The organism is Desulfoluna butyratoxydans, assembly GCF_900699765.1.
GTDB classification, from domain to species: domain Bacteria; phylum Desulfobacterota; class Desulfobacteria; order Desulfobacterales; family Desulfolunaceae; genus Desulfoluna; species Desulfoluna butyratoxydans.
Map to the genome: position 1 here is coordinate 115,406 of NZ_CAADHO010000010.1, position 14,645 is coordinate 130,050.

Annotated in this window: 9 protein-coding genes and 1 pseudogene; 5 read left to right on the top strand and 5 right to left on the bottom strand. The window is 62.6% G+C overall.

Annotated elements, in window-relative coordinates; all coding sequences use genetic code 11:
• Positions 1-5: 5 nt before the first annotated feature.
• A pseudogene (locus MSL71_RS26980) lies at positions 6-233 on the bottom strand (hypothetical protein); the annotation flags it as partial.
• On the opposite strand from MSL71_RS26980, the gene recD reads away from it, so the two are divergent.
• From recD to MSL71_RS21620, 4 genes are all read left to right on the top strand, one after another.
• Positions 175-1,920 (top strand): exodeoxyribonuclease V subunit alpha, encoded by a 1,746-nt coding sequence (gene recD, locus MSL71_RS21605; RefSeq protein WP_425484454.1) that lies wholly within the window; start codon positions 175-177, stop codon positions 1,918-1,920. The pseudogene MSL71_RS26980 and the gene recD sit on opposite strands and share 59 nt — an antisense overlap.
• Positions 1,917-5,684, top strand: coding sequence for a hydantoinase B/oxoprolinase family protein (locus MSL71_RS21610; RefSeq protein WP_246317864.1), 3,768 nt, complete (start codon positions 1,917-1,919; stop codon positions 5,682-5,684). Before recD ends, MSL71_RS21610 begins: the two co-directional genes overlap by 4 nt.
• 126 nt (positions 5,685-5,810) lie before the next feature.
• The gene (locus tag MSL71_RS21615; protein WP_180144778.1) at positions 5,811-7,355 is read left to right on the top strand and encodes an acetolactate synthase large subunit; all 1,545 of its coding nucleotides are present in this window, start codon (positions 5,811-5,813) and stop codon (positions 7,353-7,355) included.
• A 41-nt stretch (positions 7,356-7,396) separates the two neighbouring features.
• Positions 7,397-8,140 carry a dienelactone hydrolase family protein gene (locus MSL71_RS21620; RefSeq protein ID WP_218951104.1) on the top strand — a complete coding sequence of 248 codons (744 nt, stop codon included), beginning with the start codon at positions 7,397-7,399 and terminating at the stop codon, positions 8,138-8,140.
• Positions 8,141-8,377: 237 nt separating this feature from the next.
• On the opposite strand, the gene MSL71_RS21625 is transcribed toward MSL71_RS21620, so the two are convergent.
• Genes MSL71_RS21625 through MSL71_RS21635 form a run of 3 tightly spaced genes read right to left on the bottom strand, consistent with a single transcriptional unit; the run spans position 8,378 to position 12,193 of the window.
• A complete protein-coding gene (locus MSL71_RS21625; protein WP_180144781.1) occupies positions 8,378-9,166 on the bottom strand; it encodes an alpha/beta hydrolase in 789 nt (262 codons plus the stop codon).
• Between the two features lie 43 nt (positions 9,167-9,209).
• Entirely contained in the window at positions 9,210-11,369 is a 2,160-nt protein-coding gene (locus MSL71_RS21630) for an acetate--CoA ligase family protein (protein ID WP_180144784.1), read from the bottom strand.
• A 2-nt stretch (positions 11,370-11,371) separates the two neighbouring features.
• Complete coding sequence (locus tag MSL71_RS21635; protein WP_180144787.1) at positions 11,372-12,193, bottom strand: enoyl-CoA hydratase/isomerase family protein; 822 nt, start codon at positions 12,191-12,193, stop codon at positions 11,372-11,374.
• A 339-nt stretch (positions 12,194-12,532) separates the two neighbouring features.
• Between MSL71_RS21635 and MSL71_RS21640 the strand changes: the two genes are divergently transcribed.
• Positions 12,533-12,943: a hypothetical protein gene (locus MSL71_RS21640; protein WP_180144790.1), complete on the top strand. Its 411-nt coding sequence runs from the start codon at positions 12,533-12,535 to the stop codon at positions 12,941-12,943.
• Between the two features lie 75 nt (positions 12,944-13,018).
• On the opposite strand, the gene MSL71_RS21645 is transcribed toward MSL71_RS21640, so the two are convergent.
• Positions 13,019-14,347 carry a UDP-glucose dehydrogenase family protein gene (locus MSL71_RS21645; RefSeq protein ID WP_180144795.1) on the bottom strand — a complete coding sequence of 443 codons (1,329 nt, stop codon included), beginning with the start codon at positions 14,345-14,347 and terminating at the stop codon, positions 13,019-13,021.
• Positions 14,348-14,645 lie beyond the last annotated feature (298 nt).

Sequence of the window (14,645 nt, forward strand, 5' to 3'; positions counted from 1 at the left end):
AATGTTTACCGGCCTGTTCGGCCAGGCGGCCGCATGCCGTGGCGCAGTTTACCACAACGGGGAAGAGATGATCCAATGAATTTAAAGCAGGAGTCCATGGGACAGGTGAAAGAAGAGCCGGGCGGAGTCCCGGGCTGGGATGCATGGACGGAGCAGGGCTTTTCCCTGACGGATGTGAGTTTTGCGTCGTTTCTGGCGAAAAAACACGGGCAGGACCAAGCCGTTTTTCTGGCTGCTGCCCTGGTGAGCCGGGAGTGCCGGCACGGGCATGTCTGTGTGAATTTGAACCGGTTTGCAGGGGTTGGCGTTGCCGGGTGTACCTGGGAGAAGGACGGCGCGGCCTGGGGAGCCCATCTCCGTGCCCTGGGCGCAGCCGGTGGGGAGGATGATGAGACCCTTCTCGTCCTGGACGGGCGGGACCGGCTCTACCTGCGGCGGTATCACCGATTCCAGCAGGCCGTGGCACGGTATATGGGCATGGAAACCCGGCTGGATGAGCCTGCGCGTGAAGAGATGGCCGCCCTTACAGAGGGACTGGATCGCTATTTCCCGGGGCCTTCCGACGGTGAGCCCGACCGGCAGAAGCTTGCGGCGGCCGTGGCCCTGGTGACACGGTTCTGCGTGATCTCCGGCGGACCGGGAACAGGCAAGACCACCACCGTTACCAAGATCCTGGCCCTGCTCGTGGAGCAGCACCGGAGGCGATTTAGCGGCGCCCCGGTTATTGCCCTGGCAGCGCCCACGGGCAAAGCCGCCGCCCGTCTCATGGAATCCGTGGCAGGGGCCGTGGACCGGCTTGGGTTGAGTGACGCGGTCAACGCTGCCCTTCCCAGGGAAGCGGCCACCATCCACAGGCTCCTGGGCAGTCTGGGGCGCGGCAGCCGGGAGCTTTTTCGCAGCGGGGAGACCCTGCCCTGCGATATCCTGGTGGTGGACGAGGCCTCCATGGTGGATCTGCCCCTTATGGGGCGGCTTGTGCGCTCACTGGCCCCTTCCACCCGGTTGATCCTCATGGGGGACCGGGACCAGCTGGCATCTGTGGAGGCAGGCTCGGTCATGGGGGATCTTTGCTACGGGAAAAGGGGAGACACGGTCTCCGAAGCCCAGGGCAGGGTCCTCACCGAACTCACGGGCATCCCTTTGCCCACGGGCCATAACCTTCCCCCCCTTGCCGATGCGGTGACCACCCTCACCAAGAGCTACAGGTTCGGGGACTGTCCCGGCATCGGCGAGGCCGCAGGCGCAGCCAACCGGGGGGATGCAAAGGCACTGGCGGGCATCACCGCCCGGGGGTTTTGCCTGGCCGGTCCCTCGACGGGGCAGTCCGCCGAAGAGTGGCTGGAGGCCGAGGTGCGACGCCACCTGGCCGGGTACGGACGGCTCAGCGACCCACGGGAGATGCTGACAGCCCTGGACCGCTTTCGCATTCTCTGCGCCGTGCGCAAGGGCTTTTCTGGTGTGGGGCGCATCAACCGCCTGGTGGAACGCTGCCTGGGGTTGGGGGGCGGAGAGCTCTGGTACCCGGGCCGCCCGGTGATGGTGACGGAAAACGATTACACCCTGGGACTCTTTAACGGGGACACCGGGATCACGGTGCGCAGGGACGGGGAGCTGGCCGTGGCCTTTCCGGACGAAAGCGGGGGCATGCGGTATATCCACAGCGCCCGGCTGCCCAGGGTGGAGACGGTGTTTGCCATGACGGTTCACAAGAGCCAGGGCTCGGAGTTTACCCATGTTGTGCTGGTGCTTCCGGAGAGTGACGCCCCGGTGCTGACCCGGGAGCTGGTCTACACGGGCATCACCCGGGCCCGGGAGGAAGTGGCCGTGTGGAGCGCGCCCGAGATTCTTGAAAAAGCACTGGGCAGGCGAACCCAGCGGGCCTCGGGGCTCCGGGAGCTGCTCTGGAAAAAGGGGGGATGATGAAAGGGACAGGGTTGTTCCGATTTTCCGTCGATCGCGGTGGGACCTTTACCGATGTGTACGCTGAGGTTCCGGGGGAGCCGGGGTTTTGCGTGATCAAGCTCCTTTCGGAGGACCCTGCCAATTATCCGGACGCCCCCAGGGAGGGTATCCGGCGCATCCTGGAGGAGGTGACCGGAGTCCCGGTTTTGCCTGAGGCTGTTCCCACGGAGGCCATCGAGTGGATCCGCATGGGAACCACCGTGGCCACCAACGCCCTGCTGGAGCGCAAAGGAGCCCCCACGGCCCTTGTGGTGACCCGGGGCTTTCGGGATGTCCTGCAGATCGGAAATCAGGACCGCCCCCGCATTTTTGACCTTGAAATCCGCAAACCCGACCTGCTTTACACCGAGGTGGTGGAGGCCGACGAGCGCCTCCGCTTCTTTTCAGACCATGACAAGGCCCCCCCAAAGGGCCCTGAGGGGCCGGTGGTGACGGCCCGTACCGGGGACCGTCTGGTGGTCCGAACTCCTTTGGACGAAGCCGATATCCGGGCAAAGCTGGCGGCAGTGCGCGGCCGGGGTATTGAGTCCCTGGCCGTGGTCCTGCTGCACGCCTACGCCTGGCCCGACCACGAAGAGAGGATCGGGGCCATTGCCCGGGAGCTGGGCTTTTCCCAGGTCTCCCTCTCTTCGTCTGTGATGCCCCGCATCAAGCTGGTGCCCCGGGGCGACACCACCCTGGTGGATGCCTATCTGACACCGCATATCCGCAACTATCTCCATGGGTTCAAAAAAGGGTTTAAAGGGGCGCTTAAAGGCGAAACCTGCCTCTTCATGCAGTCCGACGGGGGGCTCACCTCCGCCGACAGCTTCACCGGCAGCAGGGCCATCCTCTCGGGGCCGGCGGGCGGGGTGGTGGGTTACGCCATGACCACCGGCAGGGAAGAGGGGAACCAGCCGGTTATTGGGTTTGATATGGGGGGCACCTCCACGGATGTTTCCCGGTACGGCGGTGAGTACGACCTGACCTTTGAGACCGAAACCGCAGGGGTGCGCATCCAGGCACCCCAGCTCAATATCCGCACCGTGGCCGCAGGGGGCGGAAGTCGTCTCTTTTTCGAGGACGGGATGTTCCTGGTGGGGCCGGAGTCCGCAGGGGCCCATCCCGGCCCGGTCTGTTACCGCAAAAACGGGTACGTCACGGTGACCGACGCCAACCTGGTGCTGGGCCGCATCCAGCCGGAACATTTTCCCCGCATCTTTGGAGAGACCGAAGACCTGCCCCTGGATCGGGAAGCCTCGTTTGGTGCTCTTTCCGAGCTTACGGACCGGGTCAACGCCTTTTATGCGGCCAAGGGGCAGCCAGGACTCTCCGTGGAAGAGGTGGCATTGGGGTTTATCCGGGTGGCCAATGAGGTGATGGTGCGCCCCATCCGTGAGATCTCCGTCATGCGGGGCTTTTACATCAAAGATCATGTGTTGGCTGCCTTTGGCGGGGCAGGGCCCCAGCACGCCTGCGCTGTGGCACGGGCCCTGGGGATGTCCCGGGTGTTCGTGCATCGCTTTTCCAGTGTGCTCTCCGCCTACGGCATGGGCATGGCCGACGTGGTGACGGAAAAACAGACTCCCGTATCCGCCGAGGCCACGTCCGAAAATCAGGTGCGCCTGGACAGGTCCCTGGACCATCTGGAAGGGGAGGCCGTAAAGGAACTCGTGGCAAAGGGGTTTTCATCAAGTCACATTCAGTGCACCCGGTACCTTAACCTGCGCTACCGGGGCACGGACACGGCCTTGATGGTAACCCGCCCCGAGCGCGGTGACTATGTCGCTTCTTTTCTGGAGCGTTACAGCCGAGAGTTCGGGTTTACCCTGAAGGGCCGAAAGATCGTGGTGGACGATCTGAGGGTGCGGGCCAGGGGCAAGGTCCGCGGCGCCCGCAGACAACCCATGGCACCGGCCAAGGGCCCGGCCTCTCCCTTGGACCACGTGACCTGTCGTTTTGAGTCCGGGGTCCGGGACACCCCACTGTACCGACTGGACGACCTCGGCCCCGGGGCGTCTCTTAGGGGGCCCGGCCTCATTATCCACGAAACCACCACCATCGTGGTGGAGCCGGGGTGCACGGCAAGGGTTTCCCCTTATGGCGACGTAGAGATTGACGTCGGAGTCGATGGCCTCCCGCCCACCAATACCTCCGTGGACCCCGTGCGCCTGTCCATCTTCAGCAACTTGTTCATGTCCATTGCCGAGCAGATGGGGCGCATGCTTCAGAAGACGGCGGTCTCCACCAACATCAAGGAGCGCCTCGACTTCTCCTGTGCCCTCTTCGGTCCCCACGGGGAGCTGGTGGCCAATGCCCCCCATCTCCCGGTGCATCTGGGCGCCATGAGCGAGGCGGTGAAGGCCCAGATCCTTATGCGGGGAAAAGATCTGAAGGAAGGGGACGTATTGGTGAGCAACGACCCTGGGGCCGGGGGCAGCCACCTGCCGGACATCACGGTGATCACCCCGGTGTTCCGGGACGGAAAGATCATCTTCTGGGTGGCTTCCCGGGGCCACCACGCCGACATCGGCGGCATCTCACCGGGGTCCATGCCTCCCCACTCCAAGACCCTTGGGGAGGAGGGGGCCCGCATCATCTCTTTCAAACTGGTGGAAAACGGGGTGTTTCAGGAAGAGGGAATCCGTGAGCTGCTCATGGCCCCGGCAAAGGCCCATAGGGAGCCCGGTTCTCCGCCGGTATCCGGGACCCGGCTCCTTGAGGACAACCTGTCGGACCTAAGGGCCCAGGTGGCGGCCAACCAGAAGGGCATCGCCCTGGTTCTGGAGATGGTGGACCATGACGGTCTGTATGTGATCCAGGCGTACATGGCCCACGTGCAGAACGCCGCCGAGGAAGCGGTGCGGCAGCGGTTGAAGGAACTCTCCTTGAAAAATGGCATGGCCGAGGTGGATACGGTCCGTGCCATGGACCACCTCGACGACGGCTCCCCCATCTCCCTTGCCCTCACCATCGACAGGCGCCAGGGCAGCGCCCGCTTTGATTTTACCGGCACCGGCCCGGAGGTGTGGGGCAACGTCAACGCCCCAAAGGCCGTCACCACCTCGGCCATTCTCTACTGCCTGCGCTGCCTCATACAAAAGGACCTGCCCCTGAACCACGGGTGCCTGGTGCCCATTGAAATCCATATCCCCGAAGGGTCTCTCCTTGCCCCCTCACCGGATGCTGCGGTGGTGGGGGGCAACGTCCTTACCTCCCAGCGCATCACTGACGTGGTCCTCAAGGCCTTTGGCACGGCCGCCGCTTCCCAGGGCTGCATGAACAACCTCACCTTCGGCAACGAGACCTTTGGCTATTATGAAACCATCGGGGGCGGCGCCGGGGCCGGGCCCACCTGGGACGGTCAGTCCGGCGTCCACACCCACATGACCAACACCCGCATCACCGATCCCGAAATTCTTGAGCGCCGCTATCCAGTGCTTCTGCGTGAGTTCTCCATCCGAAAAGGCTCCGGCGGGCGTGGCGTCCACACGGGGGGGGACGGCCTCATCCGGGACCTGGAGTTCCTTGCTCCTCTGGACGCCGCCATCCTCTCCGAACGCCGGGTGTTTTCTCCCTACGGTCTCAAGGGAGGAGAGCCCGGTAAGCCCGGTCAAAATCTTTTGATCCGCACCGATGGTTCCCCCCTGAACCTCGGGTCCAAAAACCAGGTGCGCCTTACACCGGGCCAGCGCCTTCGCATTCTCACACCGGGCGGTGGTGGATATGGCGATGCAGATTAAAATGCACCACTGGATTGCATTGTTATTTCAGGATGTATGCTTATCTTCCCTGAAGGACCTGTTGAAGGGAAAGCCTGTTGAAGGGGAAACCTGTTGACGGAAGAACCCATACCCACGGGAGGGACCATGCGAGCCGCAGACCTTGTCTTCAGCGCGGCGGGAGCCGCAGGGATACGCTACAGCTTTGTGAACCCGGGGACCACCGAGATGCCCCTGGTAGAGGCCTTTGATCGGATAAAGGGGGTGAGGCCGGTCCTCTGCCCCTTTGAGGGGGTTGCCACCGGTGCTGCCGACGGGTATGCGCGCATGGCCGGGGTGCCGGGCCTCACCGTGCTGCACCTGGGCCCGGGATACGCCAACGGCATGGCCAACCTGCACAACGCCCGGCGGGCCCGAAGCCCCGTCATCAATATCATCGGTGAACACACCACGGCCCACAGACCCTTTGATCCGCCCCTGGCCATGCCCATCGAGGCCCTGGCCGCCGCCCTTCCGGGCCATGTGCGCACCGTGCTCGAAGGAGCGGATGCGGGCACGGCCTTTGCCGAGTGCTACGGTGCAGCCACCCGCGGGCTCATCTCCCACCTTGTCTTTGCCCATGACCTTCAGTCCGCGGAGGTGGAAGGGGACCTGTCCGTGCTGTCCGCGGCAAGGCGGGAGACCGTACCGCTGGAGACCGTTGCGGCTGTTGCCCGTACCCTGAACCGCGCAGCAAAACCAGCCCTCCTTCTGGGGGGCCAGGCCCTGGGTGGTGAGGGGCTGCGCCTGGCAGGTCAGGTGGGCCAAGCCTGCGGAGCCGATCTTTTCCATGAAACCTTTGCCGCCCGCATTGAACGGGGGGCGGGCATGCCCAGCCCCATACGGCTTCCGTATTTCCCGGAATCGGCACGGGATGCGCTGAAACCCTATGATGTGGTGGTTCTTGTGGGAGCTCCCTCGCCCGTGGGCTTTTTCGGGTACCCGGGGGTGAGCGGGCGCCTGGTGGAGGAGGCCCGGGAGAATACGCTGTGCCGACCGGAGGCGGATGTGGGCCGCTCCCTCCAGGATCTGGCCGACGCCCTGGGCATTACTCCTGCTTCTCCCCTGTGTCCGGTGCCGGAGTACCGCCTGCCGGATCTTCCCAAGGGGCCGTTGACCCTGGAAACCCTGGGACAGGCCTTTGCCGCCCTTCAGCCCGAGGAGGCCGTTGTCGTGGATGAGGGAATCACCTCGGGTTTCTTCTACCATCCCCTGGCGGCAAACGTCTCCCCCCACACCACCCTTACCATCACCGGAGGCGCCATCGGCTGCGGCATCCCCATGTCCATCGGTGCGGCTCTGGCCTGCCCGGATCGTCCCGTTCTCACCCTCCAGGCAGACGGGAGCGCCCTGTTCACCGTCCAGGGGCTTTGGACCCAGGCCCGGGAGAACCTCAACATCAAAACCGTCATCTGCTCCAACAAAAGTTACGACATCCTTAAGCTGGAGGTGGCCCGGGCGGGCAACACCGATCCCGGCCCCATGACCCGGAGCCTGACGGACCTGTCGCGGCCCGATATAGGCTGGACGGAGATTGCCCGTGGATTCGGGGTGCCCGCCTTGTCGGTTCGAACCGCCGAGGCGTTCGTGGCAGCCCTGCAAACAGCCTTGAAAGAGCCGGGCCCTTTTCTTGTGGAGGCGGTTCTTGGCTAAAAAGTCTCCGGTATTTTGTCGGGGGTAAATGGGAGGCGCGAATGATGCGTTACCTTACGAGTGTGTTTGCGGCCTTTGTGCTCGCTGCATCGGCATATGCCGACAGCGGGAAGCCGATCCGCTATCAGGTGAACGGGGTGGATTACGAAGGGTATTACGTTTCACCGGAAAAGGGCGCCCCCCTTGTTCTGCTGCTCCATGACTGGGACGGGTTGACCGCGTATGAGGTGACCCGCGCCCGCATGCTGGCAGGGGAGGGGTACGCGGTTTTTGCGGCGGACCTTTTTGGGGCGGGAATTCGCCCCGCCAAGGTGCAGGACCGAAGGGAGCACACCGGTGAGCTTTACAAAGACCGGGATAAAATGCGGGTCCTCATGAACGGGGCTTTGGATAAAGCCGCCTCCCTGGGGGCGGACACCGAAAACGTGGTGGCGGCAGGCTATTGCTTTGGCGGTGCAGCGGTTTTGGAGCTGGCGCGCTCCGGTGCAGACCTCAAGGGGTTTGTCCTGTTCCATGGGGGACTCTCCACCCCTGAGGGCCAGGATTACAGCCGGGTTAAAGGGGAGATCCTCGTGATGCACGGCAGCGCCGATGACGCCATTCCCATGGCGTCATTTGCCGAGTTGGCGGAAGCCCTTGAAGGGGCCGGTGTTGCCCATGAGATGGTCACCTACGGCGGCGCGCCCCATGCTTTTAGCGTGTTTGGCAGCAAGCGGTACCGGCCTGAAGCGGACCGGAGATCATGGGAGCGGTTCCTGATGTTCCTCCGTTTGAAAACCCGTTGACCCACAGCCTCATGACCCCTTCATCCCAAGGGAAACGAAGGGGGGCAGGCCAACGCATTTAAAACTCCAGTTGCCTCCGGCGGGTCGCTTTTGAAAAAAGCTCCGCAAAAACGTCCCGGTAAAAAAAGAAGAAGGGCTATGCCCTGTAGGGACGAACCTTCAAAAAAACCTGTTTATCAGACTTTTCAAAGGCTTGCCCTCCGGCAGGGCCGCCGGAGGCAAACCTGGGGGGCTGGGTCAGGACATGAGGCGACGGGAGAGGCGGGCCAGGCTCTCCAGGTAGTCCCGGAACCCCACGTAGAAGATGTCGTTGTGCCCGGCGTGCCGGATCCCCAGGAACTGTTTTTCCGTGGAGGGTGAGGCCGCAAAGAGGTCTTCCCCTTCGTGGAAGGGGATGATGCTGTCTTCGTGGGCATGGATGATGAGCAGCGGGCCTGGGTAGGTGCTGATCTTGGCCAGGTTGGCGGGGCCTTCGGATTCGTCGGGCAGCTCTACCCAGTGGGGCAGGCCGATGGTGCGCAGCAGGGGACCGAGGCGGGCAAAGCCGCTTTCGATGACCAGGGCACGGACCTTGTCGGGAAAGGCTGCGGCCAGATCGATGGCCGGGGCGCTGCCCAGGGATCGCCCCATGGCCACCATGGGGCCTGTGTACCCTTTTTTGCTGAGCCACGGGCTTACAAAGGCAAAGGTCTTTCTGGCGTCGGCCAGCATATGGGTAACAGACGGCTCTCCCCGGGAGAGGCCGTAGCCCCGATACTCTGCAATGATCAGGTTGAATCCGCACCCGGTGAGATGGGAGGCTGCCTCATCGTAATCCGAGGCCACCTCTCCATTGCCGTGGAAGAAGAGGAGGGTGGGCAGCGCCTTGTCCGTCAGGTGGCAGCGGACGGCGAGGCGTTCTCCGTCATGGGAGGGGATGAAAAGATCGAAGCAGCGGTCCGACTCTTCAAGGACGGGCAGGCCGGGGCGGGGATGAAACAGAAGACTCAGGAATTCCAGGCGATCAAAGGGGGACGGTTCCGTCATGGCGGTTCTCCTGGTTTGGGTCCCATAGGGGGCGCAGTCAGCCCTATCCCTTGGGGACCACGGGCTCTTTTTTCAGTATCATACGGGCGTCGGCGATGTCGATGCCCTGGTCATGGACGATGACGGGGTTCAGGTCCATCTCCTGGATGTCCGGGTAGGACTCCACCACCTCCGAGACGGTGAGCAGGAGCTGGCTGAGGGCCTGCTTGTCCAGGGCGGGGGAGCCCCGGAAGCCGTTGAGGATCGGGGCGGACTTGATTTCGTCGATCATGCGTGAGGCAGCGGTGCGTGAAAGGGGCAGCACCCGGAAGGAGACATCCCGCACCACCTCCACCAGGATACCGCCGATGCCGAACATCACCACCGGGCCGAACTGCCGGTCGATTTTGGTGCCGATGATCACCTCCACCCCCTTTTTCTTCATGCTGGCCACCAGGCACCCTTTGATGACGGCGTCGGGCTTGTACTCCCGTGCGTTGTCGATGATGCGGTGGAAGGCGTTGCGGATCTGGTCCTCGTTTTCCAGGTTGAGGCGCACCCCGCCGGCGTCGCTTTTGTGGAGGATATCCGGGGAGACGATTTTCAGCACCACGGCCCCGCCGATCTCCTCGGCCAGGCGCACGGCGTCGTCGGCGGTTTTGGCCAGGTGCTCCCGCATGGCCGGTGCGCCGTGGCTGCGCAGGATCTCCTTGGCTTCGTGCTCGAAGAGGTAGCGGCGGCCCTCGGCCCGGGCATTGTGGATGAGTTTGACGGCCTTTTTTTTCGCCTTGGCCCCCCAGTTGAATTCGAAGGTGGTCTTGTATTTGTAGGCGGAGATGTACTGGCCGTAGCGGGAAAGGGCCCCCACGCACCGTGTGGCGATGTCCAGGGACTCGTACACCGGGATTCCGTAGTAGCGCAGGAGCTCCAGGGAGTGGGGTTTTACCGAGTTGTAGAGGCTCTGCAGCACGATGGGTTTGCCCGACCGCTGGACCAGTTTGCCCATCTGGTGGGCTGCGTCTTCTTCCAGGAACCGGAGCTTTTCGGCAAACCGGATGGCGTAGCCGCCGAAGAGGCCGGCAATGAGAAGACCGCCCACGTTGGCGTCGTTTAAGATGATCCGGGCGCAGCGGGCAAAGATTTCGGGGTTTGCATCGCTGCCCCCGGCCACGTCCACCGGGTTGGATACCGAGGCGTTGTGGGGCAGGATCTCCCGCAGCTTGGCTTGGGACCGCTCCGACAGGGTGGGGATTTCAAGGCCCAGGTCGGTGAGGAGATCCGAGGCGATGGTGGCGTGCCCGCCCCCGTCGGCCAGGATGGCCACCTTTCTGTTGCGGATGTGCGGCAGGCTGGAGAGGGTCTCGGCCACGGGAAAGAGCTGGTCCGGGTGTTCGATGTTGATGATTCCCGCCCGCTCAAAGGAGGTGCGGGCCACCTCGGAGATGCCCGCCAGCGCCCCGGTATGGGATCCTGCCGATTTTTGTCCCGTGGAGGTCCGGCCGCTCTTCAGCAGGATGATGGGTTTCTGGCGGGAGGTTTTGTAGACCTGCTGGAGAAAGGTACGGCCGTCCCGCAGCCCTTCCACGTAGATGAGGATGGCCTTGGTTTTGTCGTCGCGCCGGAAAAACTCCAGATATTCGTCGAAATGGATGTCCGACTCGTTGCCCACCCCCACATAATAGGAAAATCCTTTGTGGCTGCGCAGGGTGGCTTCGGTGATGAGGTGAAGGGCGATGTTGCCGCTCTGGGTGAGCAGGGCGATGTCCCCTTTGGGGACGTTGGAGAGTCCCACCAGGTTGAGCCCTGTCCACATGTTGATGATGCCCGAGGTGTTAGGGCCCACCAGCCGCACCTTGTGGGCACGGGCCGTCTCCAGGATCTCGTCCTCCAGGCGCTTGCCCTGGGGGCCCATCTCGCCGAACCCCCCTGCGATGATGACGGCCCCTGCAATGCCCTTGCGGCCGCACTGGGCCAGGAGACCCGGGACCGTGGAGGCGGGTGTGGTGATGAGGGCCAGGTCCACAGGCTCCTTGATCTCCTCCACGTCGGCGTAGCATCTCAGGCCGAGGACGCGGCGTTCCCGTGGGTTGACCGGGTAGATGCCCCCTTCAAACCCGCTCTTCTTCAAGGTGGCCACGGCCTGGTAGCCCCGTTTGGTTTCATCCCGCGACGCGCCGATGACGGCCACGGAGTCTGCGTTGAGAATGCGATGAAGATCTTCCATGGCTACACTCCCTTGAATATGGGTCGGCGCTTCTCTTTAAAGGCGTCAATGCCCTCCTGCCAGTCTCGGCTTTTCATGCAGGCAATGATGGCACTGGTCTCTTCGTCGTAGGTCTCTTCCAGGGAGAGGGCGGGGGCCCGTTCCATGAGGGATTTGGCAAGGGCCATGGAAAGGGGGGCTTTGTCGGTCATGCGTGCGGCCAGGGCCAGGGCCTCATCCATCAGGTGGGCCCGGGGAACGCTGGAGAGGGCCAGGCCGGTCTCCACGGCCTCGGGGCCCGAGAGGATCCTTCCTGTGTAGATGAGTTCCCGGGCCCGCGCCAGACCCACGATGCGCTCCAGGTGGCGGGTGACACCACCCCCCACCATGGTGCCAAGGCCGGTTTCGGGAAATCCCAGGGTGGCTGTGTCGGCCATGATGACGAAATCGCAGTTGAGGGCCAACTCGGTGCCTGCCCCCCTGGCCGGTCCGTTAACCGCCGCGATAACGGGCAGGGGAACGGTACGGAGTTTGAGGCAGGTGGCATGGGCCAGTTCAATGTAGGCGCTTTTTTCTTCGGGGGTTCGTTGCCCGTCGGCGTGGTGCTTGAGATCCGCCCCTGCGCAGAAGGCCTCCTTGGCGGGGCGAGGGGTCGGCGTGTCTGTTGCGGGGGGGGCGCCGGTAATGATCAGGGCCCGGATGGCGAGGTTTGAAGAGACAGAGTCCAGCACAGTTTCCAGCTCTTCGTACATGCGCTCAATGACGGCGTTCATGCGGTGGGGACGGTTGAGACGCAGGATGCCGGTGTTGTCCCGGGCCTCGAAGAGCACGGTGGCAGGGGTCATCAGAAGCCTCCAGACCGGTTTTCAACCGACGGATACAGGCCGGGAAGAGGGGTGAAAACCGTGTGGGTGGTGTAATTGACCGATAAATCAAAATTTTACCAAAGGCGTTGTCTCTCCGTCAAACAGAACGTTTGCAATTTTCAACCAAACATGCAACCCTTTCCTCCAAAGTTCAGTACTTCACCCGGGATGTCGTTTGACTAATAGACGACGATCCGGGCTCTTGTTTCTGCGGTAGCGTCACGGGTGTCGTTTGGTTTGGTGGGCCCGGTTTTTATTGCGTATACGGGTGGTGGGGCGTCTTTGCGGAGTGGTCTTTTTTCTGATACGGATGGTGTTATGACATGTAAAAAATTGGGGTTGATCCTGCTGCTATTTGCCTGTACTGCCTGCTCTTCACAGGAGTACAGTCACCCCGTGCACTTCGAGACCCTGTTGAACGATCATTCCATTCTCACCTTTGAGGTGACGGTGGTCATGAAAAGCGAGAAAGGCTTGGAAGAGTTGAAAAAAAAGCTGGCGCAGGTGGAGTACGGCATGCGCATCGTCCTGACCCAGAGGCGCCCGGATCAGATCGACACCCCCAAGCGCATCAAGAGCGTCATGCGAAAAATCTGCGAATCCCAGATGGCCAACCGGGTGGAACGGTTTGATGTGACCCAGATGAGGCTCCGGCGATACGTGGGCGGGGCAAAATACGTGGAGGAAGGTCCCACGAGCATCAACCGAAAAGGCCTCACCGGGCAGTAACAAGCCTTGCAGGGGTATGGTTTCTAAGGGCGGGTGCGCTGGTAAACAGCGAACCCGCTCTTTTTGTTTGTCCCTTTAGCGACCGATGCCTTCGTAGTGAAAACCTTCTGTTTTGAGCTGTTCAGGGCTATACTGGTTTCGGCCGTCAAAGATAACGGGCTGAGCCATAAGGCGCTTCATGGCCTCAAAGTCCGGCTGGCGAAAGGGCTTCCACTCGGTGACCAGGAGCATGGCGTCCACATCCTTGACCGCGTCGTACTGGTGGTCGGCTAGGATGAGGCTGCCGTTTTGCAGGTGCCCGGCCAGGCACTGTTCGGCCTCTTCCATGGCCACGGGATCGTAGGCCGTCACCGTGGCCCCTGCCGCGATCAGCTGCTCGATGACCACCACAGACGGGGCCTCCCGCATGTCGTCGGTGCCGGGTTTGAAGGCAAGCCCCCAGATGCCGAAGCGGCGCCCGCTCAGGTCCTCCCCAAAGTGTTCCACCACCTTTTCAAAGAGGCGTTTTTTCTGAAAGGCGTTTCGTGTCTCCACCGCCTTGAGGATCAGGGGCGTAAAGCCCACCTCTCCGGCGGAGCGGATCAGGGCCTGGACATCCTTGGGGAAACAGGACCCGCCGTAGCCGCATCCGGCGTAGATAAAGCTGTAGCCGATGCGGCTGTCCGAGCCGATGCCCTTGCGGACGCTCTCCACGTCCACGCCCAGTTTTTCGCACATGAAGGCGATCTCGTTCATAAAGGAGATCTTGGTGGCCAGAAGGGAGTTGGCCGCGTATTTGGTCATCTCCGCATCCCGGATTCCCATGGAGACGATTTTGTCATGGATCCGGGAGAAGGGGGCGTAGAGGGTCTTCATGATGGCTTCGGAGCGGGGGGAGTCCGTGCCGATCACCACCCGGTCGGGGCGCATGAAGTCCCCAACGGCCGCCCCTTCCTTGAGGAACTCAGGGTTGCTCACCACGTCAAATTCCACCGAGACCCCGCGTTTGTCCAGTTCCTCCTGAACGACTTTCCGGACCTTGTCCGCCGTGCCCACCGGAACCGTGGACTTGTCCACGATGACGCCGTACCGGTTGAGGTGCTGCCCGATCTCCCGGGCCGCAGCCAGGACGTAGCGGAGGTCGGCGGACCCGTCGTCCCCCGGCGGGGTTCCCACGGCGATGAAAAAGAGGTCGGAGTGGGACATGGCCTCGGCCAGGTCCGTGGTGAAGTTGAGCAGCCCGAGTTTACGGTTGCTGGTCACCAGGCCTTCGAGGCCCGGCTCATAGATGGGAAGCACCCCTTGGTTGAGGTTGTCGATCTTGGTTTTGTCAACGTCCACGCAGGTGACGTTGTTCCCCATCTCGGAAAAGCAGGCGCCGGTGACCAGGCCTACGTAGCCTGTACCGATGACAGTGATATGCATGGTGATCTCCCGGTTTGGATGGTCCTCATCCGCTTTCAGATTTCAGACAAGGTTGGTCAAACGTTGGGTTGCCATGTCGCCGCCCTGAAGTCCGGGCGTGTTGCCTCATGCTCCGGTATGGCTCAACCTGGGGGAGCTCGCATAAAAGGGTGTTGTTGTCTCGGGGTATTTCCTGTAGGCTCTGTGCACGCATCCTGCCGGATGCTTCTTTATTGTTTTATCTTCACTTCTCTTTTGAGGCTGAAATAAGGGGAGGGGGAAGAGAACCGGCATCGGTGCGTCCCATCGGCTGTGGCGT

What these genes read in the sequence shown, in the direction of transcription:
- MSL71_RS21610 (WP_246317864.1), top strand. Translation starts at nt 1,917, where the DNA reads ATGATGAAAGGGACAGGGTTGTTCCGATTTTCCGTCGATCGCGGTGGG.
- MSL71_RS21615 (WP_180144778.1), top strand. Translation starts at nt 5,811, where the DNA reads ATGCGAGCCGCAGACCTTGTCTTCAGCGCGGCGGGAGCCGCAGGGATA.
- MSL71_RS21620 (WP_218951104.1), top strand. Translation starts at nt 7,397, where the DNA reads ATGATGCGTTACCTTACGAGTGTGTTTGCGGCCTTTGTGCTCGCTGCA.
- MSL71_RS21625 (WP_180144781.1), bottom strand. Translation starts at nt 9,166, where the DNA reads ATGACGGAACCGTCCCCCTTTGATCGCCTGGAATTCCTGAGTCTTCTG.
- MSL71_RS21630 (WP_180144784.1), bottom strand. Translation starts at nt 11,369, where the DNA reads ATGGAAGATCTTCATCGCATTCTCAACGCAGACTCCGTGGCCGTCATC.
- MSL71_RS21635 (WP_180144787.1), bottom strand. Translation starts at nt 12,193, where the DNA reads ATGACCCCTGCCACCGTGCTCTTCGAGGCCCGGGACAACACCGGCATC.
- MSL71_RS21640 (WP_180144790.1), top strand. Translation starts at nt 12,533, where the DNA reads ATGACATGTAAAAAATTGGGGTTGATCCTGCTGCTATTTGCCTGTACT.
- MSL71_RS21645 (WP_180144795.1), bottom strand. Translation starts at nt 14,347, where the DNA reads ATGCATATCACTGTCATCGGTACAGGCTACGTAGGCCTGGTCACCGGC.